This is a genomic window from Pseudoflavonifractor sp. An44 (genome assembly GCF_002161675.1).
GTDB classification, from domain to species: Bacteria; Bacillota; Clostridia; order Oscillospirales; family Oscillospiraceae; genus Enterenecus; species Enterenecus faecium.
On sequence record NZ_NFIH01000007.1, the window covers coordinates 95,390 to 119,198 of the forward strand.

At 62.6% G+C, this 23,809-nt stretch carries 18 protein-coding genes; 9 read left to right on the forward strand and 9 right to left on the reverse strand.

Annotation, left to right across the window (positions count from 1 at the left end; translation table 11 throughout):
* Positions 1 to 145: 145 nt before the first annotated feature.
* Entirely contained in the window at positions 146 to 733 is a 588-nt protein-coding gene (locus B5F98_RS05050) for an ECF transporter S component (RefSeq protein WP_087370039.1), read from the reverse strand.
* A gap of 126 nt (positions 734 to 859) precedes the next feature.
* Between B5F98_RS05050 and B5F98_RS05055 the strand changes: the two genes are divergently transcribed.
* The gene (locus B5F98_RS05055) at positions 860 to 2,275 is read left to right on the forward strand and encodes a PLP-dependent aminotransferase family protein (protein WP_158099788.1); all 1,416 of its coding nucleotides are present in this window, start codon (positions 860 to 862) and stop codon (positions 2,273 to 2,275) included.
* Here the strand turns inward: B5F98_RS05055 and B5F98_RS05060 are convergent.
* Positions 2,238 to 4,562 (reverse strand): SpoIIE family protein phosphatase, encoded by a 2,325-nt coding sequence (locus B5F98_RS05060; RefSeq protein WP_087370043.1) that lies wholly within the window; start codon positions 4,560 to 4,562, stop codon positions 2,238 to 2,240. The two genes, B5F98_RS05055 and B5F98_RS05060, sit on opposite strands and share 38 nt — an antisense overlap.
* Positions 4,563 to 4,696: 134 nt before the next feature.
* Here B5F98_RS05060 and dusB point away from each other — a divergent pair, with 134 nt between their 5' ends.
* The 5 genes from dusB (at position 4,697) to B5F98_RS05085 (ending at position 10,788) form a co-directional block, all read left to right on the forward strand.
* The gene (gene dusB, locus B5F98_RS05065; protein ID WP_275532882.1) at positions 4,697 to 5,668 is read left to right on the forward strand and encodes a tRNA dihydrouridine synthase DusB; all 972 of its coding nucleotides are present in this window, start codon (positions 4,697 to 4,699) and stop codon (positions 5,666 to 5,668) included.
* 35 nt (positions 5,669 to 5,703) lie between these two features.
* Positions 5,704 to 6,273 carry a sigma-70 family RNA polymerase sigma factor gene (locus B5F98_RS05070; RefSeq protein ID WP_242961602.1) on the forward strand — a complete coding sequence of 190 codons (570 nt, stop codon included), beginning with the start codon at positions 5,704 to 5,706 and terminating at the stop codon, positions 6,271 to 6,273.
* Positions 6,274 to 6,296: 23 nt separating this feature from the next.
* Complete coding sequence (locus tag B5F98_RS05075) at positions 6,297 to 6,974, forward strand: zf-HC2 domain-containing protein (protein ID WP_087370048.1); 678 nt, start codon at positions 6,297 to 6,299, stop codon at positions 6,972 to 6,974.
* Positions 6,975 to 7,262: 288 nt separating this feature from the next.
* Positions 7,263 to 9,332: an elongation factor G gene (locus B5F98_RS05080; RefSeq protein ID WP_087370049.1), complete on the forward strand. Its 2,070-nt coding sequence runs from the start codon at positions 7,263 to 7,265 to the stop codon at positions 9,330 to 9,332.
* A 193-nt stretch (positions 9,333 to 9,525) separates the two neighbouring features.
* On the forward strand, positions 9,526 to 10,788 hold the full coding sequence (locus B5F98_RS05085) for a hemolysin family protein (protein WP_343219394.1): 1,263 nt from the start codon (positions 9,526 to 9,528) through the stop codon (positions 10,786 to 10,788).
* Positions 10,789 to 10,818: 30 nt separating this feature from the next.
* Here B5F98_RS05085 and B5F98_RS05090 read toward each other — a convergent pair whose 3' ends face one another.
* Both B5F98_RS05090 and B5F98_RS05095 read right to left on the reverse strand, forming a co-directional pair.
* Positions 10,819 to 11,334 (reverse strand): nucleoside recognition domain-containing protein, encoded by a 516-nt coding sequence (locus B5F98_RS05090; protein ID WP_087370051.1) that lies wholly within the window; start codon positions 11,332 to 11,334, stop codon positions 10,819 to 10,821.
* 6 nt (positions 11,335 to 11,340) lie between these two features.
* The gene (locus tag B5F98_RS05095; protein ID WP_087370053.1) at positions 11,341 to 11,919 is read right to left on the reverse strand and encodes a nucleoside recognition domain-containing protein; all 579 of its coding nucleotides are present in this window, start codon (positions 11,917 to 11,919) and stop codon (positions 11,341 to 11,343) included.
* A gap of 188 nt (positions 11,920 to 12,107) precedes the next feature.
* On the opposite strand from B5F98_RS05095, the gene B5F98_RS05100 reads away from it, so the two are divergent.
* A complete protein-coding gene (locus tag B5F98_RS05100; protein WP_087231027.1) occupies positions 12,108 to 12,350 on the forward strand; it encodes an AbrB/MazE/SpoVT family DNA-binding domain-containing protein in 243 nt (80 codons plus the stop codon).
* Positions 12,351 to 12,459: 109 nt separating this feature from the next.
* Here B5F98_RS05100 and rsmI read toward each other — a convergent pair whose 3' ends face one another.
* The 4 genes from rsmI to recG are packed head-to-tail and all read right to left on the reverse strand — an operon-like array spanning position 12,460 to position 18,000.
* Entirely contained in the window at positions 12,460 to 13,290 is an 831-nt protein-coding gene (gene rsmI / locus B5F98_RS05105) for a 16S rRNA (cytidine(1402)-2'-O)-methyltransferase (protein ID WP_087370055.1), read from the reverse strand.
* A 13-nt stretch (positions 13,291 to 13,303) separates the two neighbouring features.
* Positions 13,304 to 15,481, reverse strand: coding sequence for a Tex family protein (locus B5F98_RS05110; protein WP_087370057.1), 2,178 nt, complete (start codon positions 15,479 to 15,481; stop codon positions 13,304 to 13,306).
* A 15-nt stretch (positions 15,482 to 15,496) separates the two neighbouring features.
* Positions 15,497 to 15,883, reverse strand: coding sequence for a C-GCAxxG-C-C family protein (locus B5F98_RS05115; protein ID WP_087370059.1), 387 nt, complete (start codon positions 15,881 to 15,883; stop codon positions 15,497 to 15,499).
* 26 nt (positions 15,884 to 15,909) lie between these two features.
* The gene (gene recG, locus B5F98_RS05120; RefSeq protein ID WP_087370061.1) at positions 15,910 to 18,000 is read right to left on the reverse strand and encodes an ATP-dependent DNA helicase RecG; all 2,091 of its coding nucleotides are present in this window, start codon (positions 17,998 to 18,000) and stop codon (positions 15,910 to 15,912) included.
* A gap of 275 nt (positions 18,001 to 18,275) precedes the next feature.
* Here recG and B5F98_RS05125 point away from each other — a divergent pair, with 275 nt between their 5' ends.
* Entirely contained in the window at positions 18,276 to 21,713 is a 3,438-nt protein-coding gene (locus B5F98_RS05125; protein ID WP_087370064.1) for a pyruvate carboxylase, read from the forward strand.
* 346 nt (positions 21,714 to 22,059) lie between these two features.
* Positions 22,060 to 22,758 (forward strand): M23 family metallopeptidase, encoded by a 699-nt coding sequence (locus tag B5F98_RS05130; RefSeq protein WP_087370066.1) that lies wholly within the window; start codon positions 22,060 to 22,062, stop codon positions 22,756 to 22,758.
* 46 nt (positions 22,759 to 22,804) lie between these two features.
* On the opposite strand, the gene B5F98_RS05135 is transcribed toward B5F98_RS05130, so the two are convergent.
* Positions 22,805 to 23,335 (reverse strand): stage V sporulation T C-terminal domain-containing protein, encoded by a 531-nt coding sequence (locus B5F98_RS05135; RefSeq protein ID WP_087370068.1) that lies wholly within the window; start codon positions 23,333 to 23,335, stop codon positions 22,805 to 22,807.
* Positions 23,336 to 23,809 lie beyond the last annotated feature (474 nt).

Here is a 23,809-nt window from a genome sequence, read left to right on the forward strand (position 1 = left end):
CATCACTCCCCCATGGGGGTCTGCTATGATGTACGTGTCAGGAAGAAGTGAATATGCTTTCATTGAACATCCTCCCTCTCTCTCTTTTCTCTTTCAAACAACGCACAAAGCCGCCGGGGTCCACACCCCGGCGGCTTTGTGCGTTTTACTTTTCTGATGGGTTCAGCGCATCGTCCAGGCGGGCCATGCGCAGCGCCCGCAGCACGGCAAAGGCCAGCAGAGGAGCCAGCACGATGGCCACACCGCCGTTGAACAGGGAGGAGGGCACCTTGAGCACCGTGGCCACCCACGCCGCAGAGGCGCTCATGCCCTCCAGCAGCATGGAGTTGTAGAAAAAGGTCTTGGCCAGATAGATGATGATATAGCTCACCGCCGCGCACACGGTGGACACCGCCATGGCGGGATAGGTGGCCTTGCGGCGGAACACCGCCACAAACACTGCTCCGGCAATCACTCCGTACAAGCCCTTGGTGACAAAGGTGATGGGGGCCTCGGTGATGTAGAGCACATTGGTGCAGTCATACAGGGCTGAGCCCAGGCCGGCTGCCAGCCCGCCCCACCAGGGTCCCAGCAGGATGCCACTGAGGGCGCACATGATGTTGCCCAAATGGAACCGGGAATAGCCCCCCACGCTCAGAGGCAACACCACTTCAATCTTACTTCCGCAAAACACCAACGCCACCAGCAGGGCGGTGATCACCAGCCGCAGCAGCTTTTTGTGTTCTTGACGCATAATCTTCCACTCCTCTCCCGCCGCCCACGTTGACGGCGGCTGTTATTGAGTGGTATTATACTCCCATCTGACATCATGAAAATGGCCAGTTTTTATCTTTTTTATCAGGTCAGTTTGGAGGTGCCTATGGAATATCCCATTCACATGCCCGTCTTTGCCCCGGGTCATCCCCTGTATTTGCAGCTGTACCAGCACCTGGCCCGGGAAATTCAACAGGGCCGCCCGGGGCCTGGAAAGAAGCTGCCCTCCAAGCGGCGGCTGTGCGCCCTGCTGGGGGTGAGCATGAGCACCGTGGAGGGGGCCTACTCTCTCCTTCTGGCAGAGGGGTACGTGAAGAGTTTGCCCCGCAGCGGCTATGTGGCCGCCCAGCTCCACGACGTGCCGGTGCAGTCTGTCCCCGACCTGCCCGCTCCTCCAGAGCCCCCCTCCCAGTGGCGGTATGACTGCTCCACCTCGGCGGTGGACACCTCGGTGTTTCCCTTCTCCTCCTGGGCCCGCATCAACAAGGATTCGGTGTACCAAAACCCCGGCCTGCTCCAGCCGGGGCACCCTCAGGGGGACGAACCGCTGCGGGTGGCCCTGGCGGGACTGCTGGCCCAATACCGTGGCGTACGCTGCTCCCCGGAACAGATCGTGGTGGGGGCGGGGACCGACTACCTGCTCTCCCTCCTCCTCCAGCTCTTTCCCCAGGGCAGCGCCGTGGCCCTGGAGGACCCCGGCTACCCCACCGCCTGGCAGGCGGTGGAGCGGCACGGACACCGCCCCATCTCCATCCCGGTGGACGCCTCGGGGATGTGTCCCAAGGAGTTGGAGCAGTCCGAGGCAGTGCTGGCCTACGTCACCCCCTCCCACCAGTTCCCTCTGGGGGTGACCATGCCGGTGGAGCGGCGCAGCCGCCTGCTGCGCTGGGCCGCTCAGAGGGAGGGGCGGTATGTGCTGGAGGACGACTACGACAGTGAGTTCCGCTACGCCTCCCGGCCCATCCCCGCTCTCCAGGGGCTGGACGCCGGGGGCCGGGTCATCTACCTGGGCACCTTCTCCCGGTCCATCGCCCCCGCCATCCGTGTGGCCTACCTCATCTTGCCCCCGGAGCTGCTGGCCCGATACCGCCAGGTGTTCCCCCAGAGCGCCTGCACTGTCTCCCGGTTTGAGCAAGAGACCCTGCGCCAGTTCCTGGTCCAGGGGCTGTACAGCCGCCATCTGCGCCGGTCCGGCAACCGCTACCGCCGCAAATGCTCCATCCTCACCCAGGCCCTGGGCCGCTTCCCCCACCTGTCCCTGTCCGGTCAGGGAGCAGGGCTGCACTTTCTCCTCACCGCCCCCCACCTCACGGAGGGAGAGATGGTCCAGCGGGCCGCCTGCAGCGGCATCCGGGTCTCTCCCCTCAGCCGCTACTGCCACCAGGTCTCCCCGCCCCCCTCCACTGTGGTGGTGGGCTATGCGGGGCTGCCCCTGGAACAGCTGGAGGAGTGCGCCAACCTGCTGGGTCAGGCCCTGGACCCGGTCACCCCTCTTCCCGAGGACGCACGTCCAAACGAATGACCATCACAGTCCGGTCGTCCTCCTCGCCCTCCCGCTGTCCGCTCTCCTGGAGGATGCGGGCGGCCAGCTCCTGGGGTGAGGTGCCCTCATAGTCTGCCAACAGGCGGCGCAGCCAGCCGTCCTCCCGGGGGCTCACCACCCCGTCGCTGACCAGCACCACCCAGTCTCCCGCCCCCAGCTGTTGGGGGAAGGAATCCGCCTTCATGCCGGGGGCCACCCCTGCGGGCATGGACCGTCCCACCACCCGCTCCACCCCGCCGGGCTTGCGGAAATAGGTGGGTGCAGCTCCCAACTTATACACGGCGCTACGGCCGGAAAACAGGTCCAGCTGAAAGAGGTCCACCGTGGTAAAGCCCCCCTGGTCTTCGCCCCGCAGGGCCAGTGCCTCCCCCACGGTGGCCAGAGCGGCCTCCACCTCCAGCCCTGCCCGGAGGAATTTTTCCAGCAGTCCCAAGGCGCAGTTGCTGTCCTCCCGGGCGGCGGGGCCGCTGCCCATGCCGTCGCAGAGCAGGAAGTTCAGCCGCCCGGCCTCGTCCTTAAACCAGGCCCCGCAGTCTCCGCTCACCGACTGGCCCTTGCGGTCGGCCGCCGCCAGACCCGCCACCGCCACCAGGGGCTCCTGCTGCACCAGCACCACCTGGCCCCTGGGGGCAGCGGTGTCTTGGCGCAGAGGGCACCCCAACAGGGTGGACAGCTTTTCCAGCTCGCCCCCCTGCACCAACCGCTCCACCTCCGGGCCCTCCAGCTGGATGTGCACGTGGCCGTTGGGGTCCTGGGTCACCGAGCACTTGCCCCGGATGCCCAGGGCCTTCATGCGCTGGGCCATGAGCCGTTGACGGCGGGCGTCCACCGGGGGATGCTGGTCCAGCCGCCCAGCCGCCCGGTCCAACACCTGGGCCAGCTGCCCATACTGGGCACACACCGCCGCACGGCTCTCCCGCACCCGGCTGTCATACCGCCGCCGGGCCAGCAAGCTGCGCAGCTCCCGGTTGGCTGCGCCTAAAAAGGCGTCAAATTGGGTGCACCGCCCGGCAAAATGGAGGGGAAAGTCCTCCCGTATCCCCTCTCCCCGCTCCAGCATGGGGGTCATGGCGTCGGACAGGGCGGTGCGGGTGGCCTGGTACTCCTGCTGCCAGCACCGCTCCCGCTGGCGGCAGCGGACGCACACCTCTTCGGCAGCCCGGTCAAACACCCGGCTGGTGTCTTGGTCGTTGGGGACCACCGGGGTGAACGCCTCCCGCAGACCCCCGGTCACCGCCCGGAAGGCGGTGGCGGTGCGGCGCAGCTGCTGGGCGGCCAGTTCCCGGCCCAGCTGCCCCATGTCCTCCCCCTCTTCCCGGCGGAGGACCGCTCCCAGGCGGTTGACCAGGGCCTCCGGCTGGAGGAGGAACAGCACCGCGCCCAGCACAATCTCCAGCCCCACCGCCTGGAGGTTGTCCCCCGGCTCCATCCACACCAGGGACACTCCTCCTGTCAAGACATACACCAGGGCGCACACCAGCCGCCCCCGCTCCCAACAGGCCCCGGCCAGCAGGCCGGGCAGGGCGAAGAGGAGGGTGCCGTAGGGCAAGGTGCCCTGGGCAGCGTCCATAGCCACCCCCGCCACCACACCGGCGGCGGCGCCTACCCCAACGCCCCCCTTCCAAGCAGCGGTCATCACCGCCAGCACGCACAGCACCCGGCCCAGGGACACCACCCCGCCCAGCATCACCCGGGCCAAGGTCATCATCACCGTGCCCCCCAGTACCAGCACCCCTGCCGTCTGGGCCGGGGTCCAGGGTCCGCTGTGGCTCTGGGTGCGCACCGTCATGGCCTGGCGGTAGCAGTACACCACCACCGCCGTGAGGGCCAGCTCGGCCAGATAGGAGGCAGCGGTGGCTCGGTCCCACCCTATCGGGGACTGGTAGACAAACCCCACCGCCCCATTGAGAAGGGCGGCCATCAGGGGCATAAACCAGCTCTTCCGGTAGAGGCGGAACTCCCCCATGGCCAGGGCCACGGCGTACACCATCATGGAGGCGGCTATGTACCGCAGTCCGCCCACAAAGCCCAAAAAGCACAGGTAGCCCAGGGAGGCGCCCAGCAGGGCACACACCCCCTCCCATCCCGGCCCCCACACCGCCACTAGGGCCAGAGCGAAGAAGGCATGTCCCTCCAAAAATTCCGCCCCGGTGAGGGTAGCGGTGAGCAAAAACGCAATGGCGCACTCTCCCAGTCGTGCCTTCAGCGGCATCTCCCGCCGCCCCTTCGACCAAACCCGGCCCAGTGCTCCTTCTTTCCCCGTCATAGTGAATCCCTCGCATTCGTCCAGTTTGGGCCATTATAGCCCCCAATTGTCAAGAAGGAGGTCGTAACCTGTCTTGCCCGGTGGTGCAATCTGTGGTATGATGGGTGGCATTGATGAGCAAAGGAGAACGCTTTGTGAAAATAGGCAATGTTGAACTGAACACCAAAATCGTGTTGGCTCCCATGGCGGGGGTCACCGACGTGGCCTTCCGCACGGTGTGCCGGGAGCTGTCCGGCTGTTACACCGTCACCGAGATGGTCAGCGCCAAGGCCCTGTGCTATGGAGATAAAAAAACCGCCTCCCTCCTCACCCTGGGCGAGGGGGAGCACCCCTGCGGGGTCCAGATTTTCGGCAGCGACGAGGCCGCCATGGAAAAGGGCGCTGCCCTGGCTCTGGAGCAGTCCGGGGCGGATATCATCGACATCAACATGGGCTGTCCCGTGCCCAAAATCGCCGGGTCCGGGGATGGCTCCGCCCTCATGAAGGACCCGGAGAAAGCCGCCCGAGTGGCCGCCGCCGTGGTACGGGGGGCCGATGGAAAGCCGGTCACCGTCAAGTTCCGCCTGGGCTGGGACAAGGGCTCCATCAACTGTGTGGAGTTTGCCCGGCGCATGGAGGATGTGGGGGTAGCCGCTGTGGCCGTCCATGGCCGCACCCGCACCCAGATGTACTCCGGCACCGCCAACTGGGACTATATCCGGGAGGTCAAACAGGCCGTATCCATCCCGGTGGTGGCCAACGGGGACATTTTTTCCGCCAAGGACGCCGTGCGGGCCCTGTCCTACACCGGGGCGGACATGGTGATGATTGGCCGGGGCTGCTTTGGAAACCCCTGGCTGCTGGAGCAGTGCGCCGCCGCCGTGGAGGGCCGGGAAGTGCCGGAGACGCCCCCCCTGGCCCAGCGCTGTGACGTGGCCGTGCGCCAATTTGAGCTGGCCATGGCCCACAAGGGGGAGCGCATCGCCTGCCTGGAGATGCGCCGCCACTACGCCTGGTACCTGAAAGGGGTGCCCTACGCCGGGTACTGGAAGGAGCAGATCTGCTCCATGTCCACGGCAGAGGATTTTTACAAGGTCACGGCAGGTATTCGCCGGGACCTGTGCTGATGGAGTAAAAGACTTCCACGCAGGAGGTGAGGAATGTGGAAGAACAGGAATGGATCAGCCAGGCCGCCCAGGGAGATACCCAGGCCTTCGCCCACCTGGTGGAGCGATATGAGACGGTGGTCTACCACCAGGCCCTGCGCCTGGTGGGCAACCGGGAGGACGCCGCCGACGTGACCCAGGAGGTCTTTTGGAAGGCATGGCGGGCCCTGCCCACCTTCCGCAGGGAGAGCAGCTTTTCCACCTGGCTCTACCGCCTCACCGACAACGCCTGTCTGGACCTGCTGCGCCGGGAGAAAAAGCGGCGGGGAGATGCCTCTTTGGACGATGAGGAGAGCCTCTCTCTGGCCCAACAGCTGCCCCACCCCGGCCCCTCCCCTCAGGAGCACCTGGAGCGGGGAGAGAGGATGACTGCCCTGGAGCAGGGGCTTCAGCAGCTGTCCCAAGAGCACCGCCGCATCCTGGTGCTGCGGGAAATAAACGGCCTGTCCTATCAGGAGATTGGGGCCATTCTGGGCCTGTCCGCCGGGACGGTGAAGTCCCGGCTGGCCCGGGCCCGGCTGGCTCTGGCAAATTATTTGCGTCAAAGCGGGAACTTTTCCCCCTGAGATGCGTCTAACGAAACGAAGAGATGAAATTTGCCCACGAAAGGACGGTGAAGGGCATGGAACATGAGACCTATCTGGAGTGGATCAGCGCCGACTTGGACGGCGAGCTGACTCCTGCCCAACACGCCCAGCTGGAAGAGCATCTGAACACCTGCCCTTCCTGCGCCCAACTATATGGGGAGCTGTCCCAGCTCAGCGGGGACCTGCACCGCCTGACCCCGGATGTGCCCCCCCAGCTGCACCAGCAGATTCTGGAGGGCCTGCCCCAGCAGACTGCCCCGGTTCTCCGCTTCCCCCGAGCGGGAAAGGCCTGCGGCGCTCTGGCCGCCTGTCTGGCCCTGGTGGTGGCTCTGGGCTATTCCTCCTTCCACCAAAGCCAGGAGAATGCTTCTCCGATGGCCGCCCGTTCCAATCCCGGTATCGCCCCCGCCGTCTTCTCCGTCCAGCCCCAGGAGTTTTCCGTCCCCGGCGGCGACACGGTGTTGCTCCTCTCCACCCCTCTGTCTCAGGAGAGCCAGGAGCTGTTGGGCGACCTCCCCGTCACCACCCTGGAAGGGGGATATCTGTGCTGTGTGGCCGACCCAGACACTGCCACTGCCCTGGCCTCCCATCTGGACCAGTCCGGCGTAGCCTACACCCAGGTGGATGCCGCCCAGCCTGACGGCAGCGGCAACATCGCCGTGGTCTGGCCCCAGGCCTGAGGCGGAATCTTTCGTCATTCTCCCCAATTTTCCACCCATCGACAACCGAATTTTTACCACTCTCATACAGGTTTTGCCACCAGGCAAAGCCTGTATTTTTTCTTCTCCCCCAACGTGAGTAAACCGTTTCCCCTTTACTGTCTTCGCACTATTTTTCACAGTAGTGTTAAAAAGTTTTCGTCATTTTGTCAAATTACCATTGCATTTTATGGAACGCCATTGTATAATTCATTCAAGCCCATTCCCCAGGGATGGCGCAAATGGCAAAGATTAAGGAGTGGAACAAACATGAGCTATTCTCCGCATGCAATTCGAAACATCTGTCTGTTGGGTCACGGTGGTAACGGAAAGACCACTCTGGTGGAGAGCTTCCTGCGTACGACCGGCGTCATCGACCGTCTGGGTAAGACCTCCGACGGCAACACCGTCAGCGACTACGATCCCGAGGAAATCAAGCGTCAGATCTCCATCTCCGCCTCTGTGATTCCTGTGGAATATAACGGTTGTAAGATCAACGTGCTGGACACCCCCGGTAACTTCGATTTTGCCGGTGAAGTGGTGGAGTGCCTGTCTGTGGCCGACGCCGGTATTCTGGTGTGCGCAGCCAAGGGCGGTCTGTCTGTGGGCACCGAGCGGGCCTGGAAGCTGCTCAATGAGCGGAAGATGCCCCGGTTGATCTACATCTCTAAGATGGACGAAGACAATGTGGATTTTAACTCTGCCTTCGATACCCTCCGCGAGCACTTCGGCAAGAACATCGCCCCCATGGTGGTCCCCATCTGGGACGAGAACAAGCGTGTCACCGGCATCGCCGACGTGCTCCACAAGAGAGCCTTCGAGCTCCACGACGGCAAGCGTGTGGAGATCGAGGTCCCCGAGGACAAGGTCCCCGTTATTGAGGAAATTTACGAAAAACTCATGGAGTCTGTCGCTGAGACCAGCGAGGAATTCATGGACAAATACTTCTCCGGCGAGCCCTTCACCTACGCCGAGGTGGTGCAGGGCCTGAAGGCCGGCGTCAAGGACGGCTCCATCGTCCCCGTGCTGTGCGGCTCTGCCTACACCGGCCTGGGCACCATGATGCTGCTGGACTTGATCATCGACCTGCTCCCCACTCCTCTGGAAGGTATTCCCGCCATGGGTACCGACCGTGAGGGCGAGCCCGCCGAGTTCATCGTCTCCCAGGGCGCTGTGCCCGCCGCCTACGTCTTTAAGACCGTGGCCGACCAGTACGGCAAGTTCTCCTTTGTCAAGGTGCTCTCCGACCACCTGTCCCCCGACATGACTCTGGTGAACACCAACACCGGCAACAATGAAAAGCTGGGCCGTCTGTATGTGATGAGCGGCAAGAAGAACACCGAGGTCAAGGAGCTCATGTGCGGCGACATCGGCGCCATTGGCAAGATGGACAAGGTGAAGACTGGTGACACCCTGTGTGACGCCCGTAAGTTTATGAAGCTGGACCCCCTGCCCTTCGCCGAGCCCAACTACTCCAAGGCCATCGCCCCCAAGGTCCGTGGCCAGGAGGATAAGATCGCCGCAGGTTTGGCCCGCCTCAACGAGGAAGATCCCACCTTCCGGGTGGTGAACAACGCCGAGACCCACCAGATGGTGGTGACCACCGCCGGCGACATCCAGATGGACGTGCTGGTGAGCAAGCTCAAGAGCCGCTTCGGCGTGGAAGTGGAGCTCAGCGAGCCCCGTGTGGCCTATCGCGAGAAGATTCGCAAGAGCGTGTCCAAGCAGGGCCGCCATAAGAAGCAGACCGGTGGTTCCGGCCAGTTCGGTGACGTGTGGATTCGCTTCGAGCCCGGTCCCAACGAAGAGCTGGAATTCTGCGAAGAGGTGTTCGGCGGCTCCGTGCCCAAGAACTTCTTCCCCGCCGTAGAAAAGGGTCTGCGGGAAGCCTGCCTCCACGGCGTGCTGGCTGGCTACCCCGTGGTGAATCTGAAGGCCACTCTGTATGACGGAAGCTACCACCCGGTGGACTCCTCCGAAATCGCCTTCAAGACCGCCGCTCAGCTGGCCTACAAGGCCGCTCTGCCCGAGGCCTCCCCCGTGCTCATGGAGCCTGTGGGTGAGCTGAAGGTCACCGTGCCCGACAACTACATGGGCGACGTCATTGGCGATTTGAACAAGCGCCGTGGCCGTGTCATGGGTATGGACCCCACCGACGACGGCAGCCAGGTGATCACCGCTGAGGTGCCCATGGCCGAGATGATGACCTACGCCATCGACCTGCGGGCTATGACCCAGTCCCGTGGCTCCTTTGTGTTCCACTTCGTCCGCTATGAGGACTGCCCGCCCGCCGCCCAGGAGAAGGCCATTGCCGCTGCCAAGGCCATGGCGGAAGAATAAACTGAAATTGACATCCATCCTCTTGTGCCATGCCGTGTTCCTCTCACGGCATGGCACAAATTTTTCTCCGCTCTTCCCTGGTCTCGCCTTTCCTTTACACGACTTTTTCTTGCATATTGTCCAAGGATGTGGTATATTTGGTGACAATACCCAAGCACATAAGAAAGAGAACAAATGGAGGAGTGATGATTCCGTGTTGGGTGATGACAGTATAGTTCTGCTAATCGTATTGATTTGTATGGTGGTGATGAGTGCGTATTTCTCCGCCACCGAAACGGCATTTACCTCTCTCAACCGCATCCGGCTGAAAAGTCGGGCGGACAACGGAGACGCCCGGGCCGCTCGTGTGCTGGCTCTGGCCGACAAATACGATCAGCTCCTGTCCACCATCCTGATTGGCAATAACATTGTCAACAATGTGGCCACGACCCTGTCCGCCGTGCTCTTTATCGACCTGCTGGGCAAGACCAGCGGCCCCGCCGTATCCACGGTGGTGCTCACCATTGTGATTTTGATTTTCGGCGAGGTCTCCCCCAAGAGTCTGGCCAAAGAGTCCCCTGAGAGTTTCGCCCTGTTCTCCGCCCCCATCCTGCGGTTTTTCATGGTGATTCTCACCCCCGCCACCTTCTTCTTTTCCCTGTGGAAGAAGCTGCTGTCCAAAGTCTTCCACACCAAGGAGGACGTGGGCATTACCAACGAGGAACTGGTGACCATGGTCACCGAGGCGGAGGACCAGGGCGGTCTGGACGCCGAAGAGAGCCAGCTCATCTGTTCCGCCATTCGCTTTGACGATCTGGAGGCCTCGGACATTCTCACCCCCCGGGTGGATATCGTGGCCCTGGAGGACACCGCCACCATGGAGGAGGCCACCGCCCTGTTTGCCCAGGAGGGGTACTCCCGGATGCCGGTGTACCATGAGTCCCTGGACAACGTGGTGGGCGTCATCCACCAGAAGGACCTGTTTGCCGCCCGCTACCACGGGCGCACCCAGCTGGTCCCCCTCATTCACCCGGTGCTCCATGTGACCACCGGCACCAAAATTGACGACCTGATGCGCCAGTTCCAGCGCACCAAGACCCACATGGCCATTGTGGTGGACGAGTACGGCGGCACCGAGGGCCTGCTCACCATGGAGGACGTGGTGGAAGAACTGGTGGGCGACATCTGGGACGAGCACGACGAGGTGGTGGAGCAGTTCCGCCCCCAGCCGGATGGCGGCTACCTCATTGCCTGCTCGGCCAACCTGGACGACATGTACGACCTGTTCTCGGTGACCGGCTCCTGTGACGCCGCCACCGTCTCCGGCTGGGTGCTGGAGCAGATGGGCCGCATTCCCGACGTGGGAGACCACTTCGTGTGGCAGAACCTGGATGTCACGGTCACCAGTGTGGAGCACCATCGGGTGCTGGAGATTCTGGTGAAGAAACTCCCCAAAGAAACCGAAGAAGATGCATAAAAAAGAACGGGCTTGGTAGCCCGTTCTTTTTTATGCCCCAAACAGCCACTTCACCGCCCAGCTGGCGGCCAAAAAGCCCGCCACATCCCCGCACAGGGCCGCCGGAATGGCGTAGCGGGTGCGGCTGATCTTTGCCGCCCCAAAGTACACCGCCACCGTGTAGAAGGTGGTCTCGGTGGAGCCCAGCATCACCGCCGCTGTGCGCCCCACCAGGGAGTCCGGGCCGTAGGTCTCTATGAGCTCCGCCCCCAGTCCCAGAGCCGCCGAGCCGCTGATGGGCCGCACCACCAGCAGCCCCACCGTCTCCGGCGGGATGCCCACCAGACCCAGAACCGGCGCAATGAGCCCCTCCAGCAGCTCCAGCGCCCCAGAGGCCCGCAGCATGTACACCCCACACAGCAGCCCCACCAGGGAGGGCACCATGCGCACCGCCGTCTGGAGCCCCTGGGCGCCCCCTTCCACCAGGGTGGACCACACGTCCACCTGGCAAGCAATGCCCCACACCATGACCCCCAGCATGATGACAGGCACCACCATGGACATCATGTCCTCTCACTCCCTCCACACACGGGCCATCACCTTGGCCGCCACAATGCCCACCGTCACCGACACCGCCGAGGCCAGCCACACCGCAGGCAGAATGTCAAAGGCCGCCCCGCTCCCCGCCGCCTGGCGGATGCTGGCCACTGTGGCGGGGATGAGTTGGATGGAGGCGGTGTTGCACACCACCAGCATGCACAGGCTGTCACTGGCCACGCCTCCCGCCCCCTGGGCCATGAGCTGGGCCGCCCGGATGCCCAAGGGTGTGGAGGCGTTGCCCAGCCCCAACAGGTTGGCCGCCACGTTGGCGCTCACCGCCCCCATCACCTGCGCATCATCCCGGTGCTGGGGGTAGAGCCGGGAGAGAATGGGGTGGAGACACCGGGACAGCCCGCCCACCAGGCCGCTCTTCTCCATCACCCGCATCACACCCATCCACAGGCACATCACCCCCGCCATGGCCAGGCTCAGCTCCACCCCGGTGTTGGCCCCCTCCAGGGCCGCCCCGGCCACCGCATCCATACGCCCGGTGGCTGCACCGCATAAAATGGACGCTCCCACCATCACAACCCAGATCCAAGACATCGCCATGGTCCATTTTCCCTCCTTCTTCCCCCATGTTTATGCCCCCTTTTCCCTCTCCATGCGCCTTCGACAAATTTCTTGGAAAAATATTATAGTTCTATTAATTTTATACTTTTGCGATTGACAAGATTATACCCTGTGTTATAATGAAGGAGGTTTGTGAAAGTGTACATTTTGTAAGGAGGACTTCACATATGAAATCGACTGGAATTGTTCGCAAGGTAGACGAGTTAGGCCGCATCGTGTTGCCCATTGAGCTCCGCCGCACCCTGGACATTGCAGAACGTGACGCCCTGGAAATCTACGTAGATGGTGGCTCTATCGTGCTAAAGAAGTACGAGCCCGCCTGCATTTTCTGCGGAGAGTCTTCCGAAATCACCACCTTCAAGGGCAAGAACATCTGCGCATCCTGCCTGCGGGAGCTGGAAGGAAAGTAACTACTTTTTCGAGCAAAAAGTCCGGTGGAAACTATTTCCACCGGACTTTTTTGTCATTTTATGTCTAAATTCTCCAGAAAATAAAGACGTCTTTTTATACTATTCGTAATCACTTTCCCAGGCTCATATCGTACAATTGACGCTTCTTGATTCCAAATTCTTCCCCTGCTTTGGCGCAGGCCTCTTTGAGAGACAGGCCCTCGCCTCGCAGCTGGGCCACCCGCTCCAGGGCTGCCTGGGGGTCTGCCTCTTGGGCCGGAGCCTCGGGGGCTCCCTCCACCACCAGCACATACTCCCCCCGGGGCGGGCGGGTGGCGCAGTCAGCCAGGGCCTGGCCCACGGTGGTGCGCACCACCTCTTCGTGGAGCTTGGTCAGCTCCCGGCACAGGGCAATGCGCCGCTCTTCCCCGAACACCGCCACAAAGTCCTCCAGGGTGTCCTCCAGCTTATGGGGGGCCTCATAGAAGACCATGGTCCGCTGCTCCCCCTTCAAGCTATCCAGGTGGGAGCGGCGGTTTTTCTTGTTCTGGGGCAGAAAGCCCTCAAAGGTGAACCGGGCGGTGGGCAACCCGGAGACGGACAGGGCACAGATGAGGGCGCAGGGGCCGGGCACCGCCTCCACCGGGATGTCGTGCTGGGCACACAGGGCCACCAGGTCCTCTCCGGGATCGGAGATGGCGGGGGTGCCCGCATCGGTGACCAGGGCGCAGCTCTCCCCGGCCAGCAGACGATCCACAATGGCGGGCCCCGCTGTGGAACAATTGTGGCGGTGGTAGCTGACCATGGGCTTTTTCAGCCCCAGGTGGTTGAGCAGCTTCACCGTCACCCGGGTGTCCTCGGCGGCCAGAAAGTCCGCCTCTGCCATGGTGTCCGCCATGCGCCGGGAGATGTCCCCCAGATTGCCGATGGGAGTGGGAACCAGATACAATTTACCGCTCATGATCGGTCTCTCCTCACTTTCCCGGCGTGGCCGCCGCCGCTCCCTTCATGGTCAGGGAGATTCTCTTTTTCTTCTCGTCCACCTCTTTGACCCACACCGTCACCACGTCACCCACAGACAGGACCTGAGAGGGGTGCTTGATGAAGCGGTCGCAGATCTGGCTGATGTGCACCAGGCCGTCCTGGTGGACGCCAATGTCCACAAAGGCCCCGAAGTCGATGACGTTGCGCACGGTGCCCTTGAGCTCCATGCCCGGCTTCAGATCCTTGATCTCCAGCACATCGGTGCGCAGCACCGGGGCGGGCAGCTCGTCTCGGGGGTCACGCCCCGGCTTCATCAGCTCGGAAGCCACGTCCAGCAGGGTGGGTACACCCACGCCGCAAGCCTCCGCCGCACGCTCCACGCCGTAGGCCTTCACCTTGTCCATCAAGTCCTGGAGGGTACCCGCCTTCACCTGCTCCAGGGTGTAACCGCACAACTCCAGCAGCTTCTGGGCGGCGGCGTAGCTCTCCGGGTGGACGGCGGTGTTGTCCAGGGGGGAGTTGCTCTCCGGCACCCGCAAAAATCCGGCGCACTGCTCAAAGGCCTTGGGGCCCAGCTTGGGCACCTTCAAAATCTGCTTGCGGGTGGTGAAGGGGCCATTCTCCTCCCGGTACTTGACCATGTTCTTGGCGGTGGTCTGGGTCAGACCCGCCACCCGGGCCAGCAGCGGAGCCGAGGCGGTGTTCACATCCACGCCAACGGCGTTGACGCAGTCCTCCACCACCCCGTCCAGGGCCTCGCCCAGGCGGGCCTGGGGCATATCGTGCTGATACTGGCCTACGCCGATGCTCTTGGGGTCGATCTTCACCAGCTCGGCCAGGGGGTCCTGGAGGCGGCGGGCGATGGACACCGCCGAGCGGAGGTTCACGTCAAAGTCGGGGAACTCCTCGGCGGCCAGCTTGGAGGCGGAGTACACCGACGCCCCCGCCTCGTTGACCATCATATAGGTGACGCCGCAGTTGAGTTTTCCGATCATCTCCACCGCCATCTGCTCGGTCTCCCGGCTGGCGGTGCCGTTGCCAATGGCGATGTGCTGCACGTGGTGCTTCTTCACCAGGGCGGAGAGCTTGGCAATGGCCTCCTGCTTGCCCCGCTCCCCGTGGGTGGGATAGACCACGGTGGTATCCAGCACCTTGCCCGTGGGGTCGATGACCGCCACCTTGCACCCCATACGGTAGCCGGGGTCCAGGCCCATGGTCACATGGCCCTTCACCGGGGGCTGCATCAGCAGGGGCTTGAGGTTTAGCGCAAACTGGCCGATGGCCCCCTCCGAGGCCTTCTCGGTGAGGTCGCTGCGCACCTCCCGCTCCAGAGAGGGGGCAATGAGGCGGCGGTAGGCATCCTCCGCGGCGGCTTTCACAAAGGCCATGGCAGACGTGCCCGGGCGCACCACCTGGCGGCGCACCGCCACCAGGGCCTCCTCCTCGTCCATGTCCACGGACACCTTCAAGATGTCCTCCCGCTCCCCCCGGTTGATGGCCAGCACCTGGTGGCCCATGACCTTGCTGACGGGAGCGGAGAACTCATAATAGAGGCGGTAAACGGTGTCCTCCGGCTCCTTGGCGGCGGCTTTGGACACCAGCATGGCCTTTTTGCCGTAGAGGGTTCGCAGGGTCTTGCGGATGTCCGCATCGTCGGAAATCCACTCTGCCACGATATCGGACGCCCCTTGCAGGGCTGCGGCCACGTCCTCCACTCCCAAGTCCGGGTTGATAAAGTCCTGAGCCAGGGTCTCGGGGGCGGGGCAGTCCCGCTTCTGGTCATAGAGGGTCTGTGCCAGAGGCTCCAGCCCCTTCTCCTTGGCCATGGTGGCACGGGTGCGCCGCTTCTGCTGATAGGGGCGGTACAGGTCCTCCACCTCCGCCAAAGTCTGGGCGGCGTCGATGGCCTGGGCCAGCTCGTCGGTGAGCTTGCCCTGGTTCTCAATGGCGGTTTTCACCTCCTGACGCCGCTTATCCAGCCCCCGCAGGTATTGCAGGCGGTCAGCCAGCTGGCGGATGAGCTGGTCATCCATGCCGCCGTGCATCTCCTTGCGGTACCGGGCGATGAAGGGGACGGTGTTCCCCTCGTCCAGAAGGTTGATGACGTTTTCCACATGCTTGGCCGGGACGGAAAACTCCTGGGCCAGGCGTTGAATGATGGCTTCCACTTGTGTCTCGCTCCTTTACTCCAAGCCGCTCTCCCGGCTGACCCAGTCCATACACCAGGCCACCATCCGGTCACAGTGGCATTTTCTCTCCTCGCCCCGCTCCACAGCGCCTTTCAGCAGCTGGGCACAGTGGACATCTCCATGGGCCGCTCGGAACTCCCGCAGCAGCTCCACCCGCTTCTCCTGGGGCATCCCCAGGCCGCCCATGGCCACAAAGGCCCCGGAGATGGCGCCGCACACGGCGCCGCAGCCCATGCCAGCCCCGAAATTCAGGGTCAGGGCGTTGGCCTGCTCCGGAGTCAGCCCCATATCCCCGGCAAAGGGGATGAGCACCGCCTGGGCGCAGTTGTAGTGCACCTGGGGGTGTGCCCGCAGGGCCTTGCTATGTTCTTTTCTCGTCATGGTTTGTACGCTCCATTTCGGATGAATTAATGAAAAATTTCCGGGTTGTCCCGGAACATGTGCTCCACTCTCCGGCGCAGGGGCTGGTGCTCCGGCCTGGATAGCTCTCCATCCCCCTCCACCAGGGTCTGGGCGGCCTGGCGGGCCTGATTCAAAAGCTCCAGGTCGGAGGCGAAGTCCGCCACCTTCAACTGGGGCAGGCCGTGCTGCCGCTGGCCGAAGAAGTCGCCGGGGCCACGCAGCCGCAGGTCCTCCTGGGCAATCTGGAACCCGTCGGTGGTCTGGGTGAGCACCCGCAGCCGCTGGCGGGCGGTGTCGCTGCGGCTGGCGGTGACCAGCACACAGAAGCTCTCGTGCTTGCCTCGTCCCACCCGGCCCCGGAGCTGGTGGAGCTGGGAGAGGCCGAAGCGGTCGGCATTCTCCACGATCATCAAGGTGGCGTTGGGCACATCCACTCCCACCTCAATGACGGTGGTGGACACCAGAATCTGCACCTCTCCCGCGGCGAAGGCGGACATGATGGCCTCCTTGTCCTTGGGCTTCATCTTGCCGTGGACAAAGCCCACGGTCAAATCGGGGAATACCTGCTCTTGCAGGCGCTTGGCGTAGGTGGTCACCGCCTTCAAATCCATGGCGGGCGAGAGGGCCTCTCCCCCCTCCTCCCCCTGGGACTCCTCCACGGCGGGGCACACCAGATATACCTGCCTGCCCTGCCCCACCTGGGTACGGACAAAGCCGTACATCCGCTGCCGTTTGTCCTCCCCCACCACATAGGTGGCCACAGGAGTGCGGCCAGGGGGCAGCTCGTCAATGATGGACACCTCCATGTCCCCGTAGATCATCAGGGCCAGGGTGCGGGGAATGGGGGTGGCAGACATCACCAGCACATGGGGTGGAATTTCGCCCCCCTTGGCCGCCAGCGCCCCCCGCTGGGCCACGCCGAACCGGTGCTGCTCGTCGGCAATGACCAGGCCCAGCTTGTGGTAGGTCACACCCTGGGAGAAGAGGGCGTGGGTGCCCACCAGCACCTGAATGTCACCCCGCTCCAGCTCCTGGAGCAGTTTTTTCCGTGTCGCTCCCTTCACCGATCCGGTGAGCAGGGCCACTTTCACCCCCACCGGCTCCAAGATGGAGGACAGGGTGCGGCAGTGCTGCTCGGCCAGCAGCTCGGTGGGAGCCATGAGGGCGCACTGCAGCCCGCTGAGGGCGGCACACCACGCCCCGTAGGCGGCCACCGCCGTCTTACCGGAGCCCACGTCTCCCTGTACCAGGCGGTTCATGCTCCGCCCCGAGGTGACGTCGTGGAAGATGTCTTCCATGGCTCTCGTCTGGGCCCCGGTGGGGGTGAAGGGGAGCAGGGCGCAGAACTGCCGGGGGGTGTGCTGGCCCAACACCAGCCCCTCCCCCTGTTTCCGCCGTCCTTTCAGCATGGCCAGGCCGCAGGTGAGGGTCATGAGTTCCTCGAAGATGAGCCGCTTTCGGGCGCTGGCCAGCCCCTCGAAATTCTGGGGAAAGTGGATATTCGCCAGGGCAAACTCCTGCTGACACAGGCCGTACTCCCGCCGCACCCAGGTGGGGAGCACCTCCTCCACCGTGGGGGCCACCTGGTCCACCGCCAGCTGGGCCAAGCTCACCATCAGGGCGTTGTGGATGCCCGCCGTCAGGGGGTAGACCGGGACGATGCGCCCGGTGTAGCGCTCCTCCCCCTCCTTCTCAAAGAGGGGGTTGACCATGGCAAGCCCTCTGCCCTTCCGCTCCACACGCCCGTAAAAAATATACTGGTCCCCGGGAGAAAAGGCCCGGCGGAGGTAACTCTGGTGAAAAAAAGTCAGGTGCAGTGTCCCGGTCTCATCCACGCACCGCACCTTTACAAGCTCCACGCCGCTGCGCGCCCGGGACAGCTGGGGGTCCTGGGCCACCATGGCCTTCACACAGCAGGTCATCCCCTCGGGAGCCTCCCGCACGGTGTACAGCTTCCTGCGGTCCTCATACCGCAGCGGGAAGTGCCACAGCACATCCCCCAGCCGCTCCAGGCCCAGCTTGGCCAGCTTGCCGCTGCGCACCGGACCCACGCCAGACAGAGCGGACAGGGCCACATTGACCTCCTTGTTTCCCACCTTCACCACCTCCTGGACAACACCTGCCGCTTGCGCGGCATATGGGATACATTGTACCACACTTCCCCCCGGATGAACACCCCCAACTCCCGGCCATTTGTCCGCAGGGCGTGGACTCTTGTGTGTTTACCACAACTTCTTTGCCGAGATAAAGCATTTCATGTCAGAAATGCCAAGTTTATTTTTTCACATAGGTTCTCCGTTGCAAAAGGGAAAAACAACCTCTATAATGTACCTTATCATCCAATATGTTTCAAGGATAAGGAGGTAGGACAGTGGCACAACAATTCTCCAAGGTGCTCGCCGCCAACCGGGGCGAGATCGCCATCCGCATCTTCCGCGCCTGTCACGACTTAGGGCTGCACACGGTGGCCATGTACTCCAACGAGGATACCAATTCCATGTTCCGCATCAAGGCCGATGAGGCCTATCTCATTGGGGAGAACCAGTCCCCCTTAGGGGCCTATCTGGACATCCCCGCCATCATCGACCTGGCCAAGCGCCGGGGTGTCACCGCCATCCACCCCGGCTACGGCTTTTTGTCGGAAAACGCCGATTTTGCCCGGGCCTGTGAGGCAAACGGCATCAAGTTCATCGGCCCACCCTCCCAGGTGCTGGCCCAAATGGGCGACAAGTTGGCGGCGAAGGCCACCGCCATCGCCTGCAACGTGCCCATCATCCCCGGCTCCACCCAGCCCTTGAAGGACGCCGACGAGGCGGTGGAGAAGGCCCTGAGCTACGGCTTCCCCATCATCCTCAAGGCCGCCGCCGGCGGCGGCGGACGTGGCATGCGCCGCTGCGACAGCGAGGAGGACGTGCGCCGGGAGTTTGAGCTGGTGAAAAACGAGGCCCGCAAGGCCTTTGGCAACGAGGACATCTTCATTGAGAAGTTCCTGGTGGAGCCCAAGCACATTGAGGTGCAGATTCTGGCCGACGAGCACGGCAACGTGGTGCACCTGGGGGAACGGGACTGCTCCCTCCAGCGCCGCTATCAGAAGGTGGTGGAGTACGCCCCCGCCTGGTCGGTGCCTCAGGCCACCGTGGAGGCCCTGCGGGCGGACGCCGTCAAGATCGCCAAACACGTGGGCTACGTCAACGCCGGCACCGTGGAGTTCCTGGTGGACGGCAAGACCGGCCAGCACTACTTCATTGAGATGAATCCCCGCATCCAGGTGGAGCACACCGTCACCGAGATGGTCACCGGCGTGGACCTGGTACGGGCCCAGATTCTCATTGCCGAGGGGCATCCCCTCTCCCACCCCGCCATTGGTTTGGCCCGCCAGGAGGACTTGCGCATCTACGGCTACTCCATCCAGTGCCGAGTCACCACCGAGGACCCCTCCAACAACTTCGCCCCCGACACCGGCAAAATCTCCGCCTACCGCTCCAGCGGCGGCTTTGGCGTGCGTCTGGACGGCGGCAACGCCGCTGCCGGGGCCGTGGTCTCCCCCTACTACGACTCTCTGCTGGTGAAGGTCACCACTTGGGACAACACCTTTGAAGGTGCCTGCCGCCGGGCCACCCGTGCGGTGAACGAGGAGCACGTGCGAGGCGTGAAGACCAACATTCCCTTTGTCACCAACATTCTCAACCACCCCGCTTTCCTGGCCGGGGCCTGTCACACCAAGTTCATCGACGACACCCCCGAGCTGTTTGAGATTGAAAACAGCCGGGACCGGGCTACCAAGGTCTTGAAGTACATCGCCCAGATCCAGGTGGACAACCCGGATACCGAGCGCAAGCAGTACCACAAGCCCCGCTTCCCCACCCCCACCGGAAAGCCCTTGAACGGCCTCAAGGCGCTGCTGGACGAGAAGGGCCCCGAGGCGGTGAAGGAGTGGGTGCTCAACCAGAAGAAGCTGCTCATCACCGACACCACCATGCGGGACGCCCACCAGTCCCTGCTGTCCACCCGGATGCGTACCCGTGACATGCTCCACGGGGCGGACGGTACCGCGGAAATTCTCCAGGACTGCTTCTCTCTGGAGATGTGGGGCGGGGCCACCTTCGACACCGCCTACCGCTTCCTCCACGAGTCCCCCTGGGACCGCCTGGAGCAGCTGCGGGAGAAGATTCCCAACATCCCCTTCCAGATGCTGCTGCGGGGCTCCAACATGGTGGGATACGCCAACTTCCCCGACAACCTGGTACGGGAGTTTGTGCGGGAGGCCGCCCGAGAGGGCATCGACATCTTCCGGGTCTTCGACTCTCTCAACTGGATTCCCGGCATGGAGGTAGCCATGGAGGAGGTCCTGCGCCAGAACAAGGTGCTGGAAGCCACCATGTGCTATACCGGGGACATTCTGGACCCCAAGCGGGACAAGTATACCTTAAAATACTATGTGGATATGGCCAAGGAGCTGGAGCGCCGGGGCGCCCACACCCTGTGCATCAAGGACATGTCCGGTCTGCTCAAGCCCTACGCCGCCAAGAAGCTCATCTCCACCCTCAAGCAGGAGGTGGGCCTGCCCATCCACCTGCACACCCACGACACCACCGGAAATCAGGTGGCCACCTACCTGATGGCTGCCGAGGCCGGGGTGGACATTGTGGACTGCGCCACTGCCTCCCTGTCCAGCCTCACCAGCCAGCCCTCCCTGTCCGCCGTGGTGGCGGCTCTGGAGGGCCAGGAGCGGGACACCGGGCTGGACCTGCGGGAGATTCAGCGGCTGGATAACTACTGGGCGGACGTGCGTCTGCGCTACGCCAGCTTTGACGAGGGTTTGAAGAGCCCCACCACCGACATCTACCGCTACGAGATTCCCGGCGGCCAGTACACCAACCTGTATCCCCAGGTGGTATCTTTAGGGTTAGGCTCCCGGTTTGACGAGGTCAAGGAGATGTACAAGACCGTCAACGACATGCTGGGCGATCTGGTGAAGGTGACCCCCTCCTCCAAGATGGTGGGAGACCTGGCCATCTTCATGGTGCAAAACGACCTGACCCCGGACAACATCATTGAGCGGGGCAAGAGCCTGTCCTTCCCCGACTCGGTGGTCAGCTACTTCAAGGGCATGATGGGCCAGCCCGCCTGGGGCTTCCAGCCGGAGGGCCTCCAGGAAGTGGTGCTCAAGGGCGAGAAGCCCATCACCTGCCGCCCCGGTCAGCTGCTGCCCCCCGTGGACCTGGAGGCCGTGCGGGAGGAGATGACCCGGTTTATGGAGCCCGAGCACATTACCACCCGGGGCATCCTCTCCTACTGCCTGTTCCCCAAGGTGTACGAAGACTACCGCCGCCACCGCCAGGAGTACGGCTACATCACCCGCATGAGCAGCCACGTATTCTTCAACGGCATGGCCATCGGTGAGACCAACAAGATCAACATCGAGGACGGCAAGACCCTGGTCATCAAGTACCTGGGGTTGGGCGACCAGAACGACGACGGCACCCGCACCGTCAACTTCGAGCTCAACGGCACCCGCCGCGAGGTGGCTGTGCCGGACAAGCGGGCGGAAGTGAAGGGCAAAGTCGTGGTCATGGCAGACCCCGCCGACAAGAGCCAGGTGGGCTCCTCCATCCCCGGCATGGTGGCCAAGGTGGCCGTGAAGCCCGGCGACATTGTGGAGGAAAACCAGGTGCTGGCCGTCATCGAGGCCATGAAGATGGAGACCTCTGTGGTGGCCCGCATGGCTGGCGTGGTGGACCAGGTGCTCATCTCCGACGGCACCAGCGTCAAGGCCGGCGAGCTGCTGATGACCATCAAAGTCAAATAATATATTTCTCGAAAATGCCAGCATTTTCTCGAGGGGATGCAGCCCGCTGCATGCATAATTGGGTCAAAGGACGACCCAATTCCACACTGGCGGGCTGAGATGTGTATTTTCCCATGCGCATGTCCTGGAAAAATACGTGATTTCAATTTATTTTCCCGCCTGCGGGCGGGAAAACTCTGCCGAGGGCTTGTGTTCCTACAAAATCATCTGAACCGCTTATACAGATGTTGGCTTTTTGCCCGCCTATATGGAGGAGATTCCCCAGTCTGGAATCTCCTCCATCATTTTTCCATTCTCCGGTATAGGCCTCTCACCTCCTGTCCAAAATATCCGTGGAGGTGTTATTATGAACCAGAAACCGAATTTATGGCAGCGAGCCGTGGAATTTATCACGGGGAAAGGATTCTATCTTGCCGTGCTGGTGTGCGTGATGGTCATTGGCCTGTCCGCCTACTTCATGATTCAGAGCGTGCGCAGCAACCTGTCCAAAACGGCCGATCACCAGGCATCCAGCACCGCATCCATCACCGTCACTCCGGCCCCCAGGGCCACGGCCACGCCACGCCCCACGCCGAAGCCCACGCCCACACCCGCTCCCACCCCTCAGCCTACCCCTGAGGCCACCGCCCAACCCACCAGCGCCTACTCCTGGCCGGTGAGCGGGACGGTGATCTCCTCCTTCTCGGTAGAGGCCCTGTCCTACAACGAGACCATGGGGGACTGGCGGACCCACGACGGCATTGACATCGCCTCTTCCCTGGGCACCCGGGTCCAGGCCACCGCCAAGGGCGTGGTCAGCGCCGTATATGAAGACGATGTGATGGGCGTCACCGTGGTGGTGGACCACGGCAACGAGCTATTCAGCGTCTACTCCAATCTGGAGGAAAATCCCCCGGTGGCGGTGGGAGACACCGTGGCCTCGGACACCGTGGTGGGCGAAGTGGGAGAGACCTCTGTGGCAGAGAGCGGCAAACAGCCCCACCTGCACTTTGCCATGTATCAGGGGGACGCCCCCATCAATCCCGAGGACTATTTGGGACAATAAGTAGATAGGGATGCACGTTGAATCACGCGTGCATCCCTATTTTTTCTTAGCTCTCCATATGTCGGCCCAGAAAAGCCGCTGCAATCTGGGCGGTCTTCTGCTCCGTCTCCCCCACCAGAACGTCCCCGTGGAGCAGCAGCACGCTGCCCAGCACGTCCCCGTGGCTGATGATGGGGTACACCGCCTCCACCTGGTAGCGGCCGTCCCCCTCGGTGAGGGTGAGGCCCTCGCCGCTGCTGCGGTAGGGCTTGCGCTCCTCCATCACCTGGCCCAGCTCCGAGGACACGCCCCGCTCCACCAGCTCCTTCCGGGGCGCACCCCCGGCGGCGATGCAGCAGTCCCGGTCGGTGACCACCACCGGAACACTGGTAACCCGGTACATGGTCTCGCACAGCTCTCCGGCCAGCTCCGCCATGTCCTCCAGCTGGGAGTACTTGCGGAAGATGACGCTGCCCTCCCGATCGGTATAGATCTCCAGGGGGTCGCCCTCCCGGATGCGCATGGTTCTGCGGATTTCCTTTGGTATGACTACACGACCCAGGTCGTCGATTCTTCTCACTATGCCCGTTGCTTTCATCCTTTGCCACTCCTCTGTATTTGAAAAGTCACAGGTGCCATGGGAAATTACCTGTTTTGTCAATTATTATGAGCATTTTCCAAATGGTTATACAGCCCAATTTCACGCCAAAGGAGCGGGGAACACACTGCCCAAATGGTGCGCGGATACACAGAAAAAATTCTCCTTTCGTCCCCCGTTGACAACCCCTAAAATCGTGGTATGCTAAAATGATAGATTTTCCAAATGCGCATTCCTGCGCCTGCTCTGGCAGCATAAAAATTTTTAAAAAAGCGCAGCCCATTCGTCAACTTTCTTTCCCCGCTGCGCGTCTACACTGTCGAGCATGCACACAGCATCCATTGGGATTTTTATGTCATATTTATGACCATTCCTTTCCGCTGCGCTCCAAGGCACCAAAGGAATATGAAACCCGGTACCTCTAACGCAGCCAGTCGTAATTTGTTAGAATAGGCTTGAGGAAGCAGGCACACT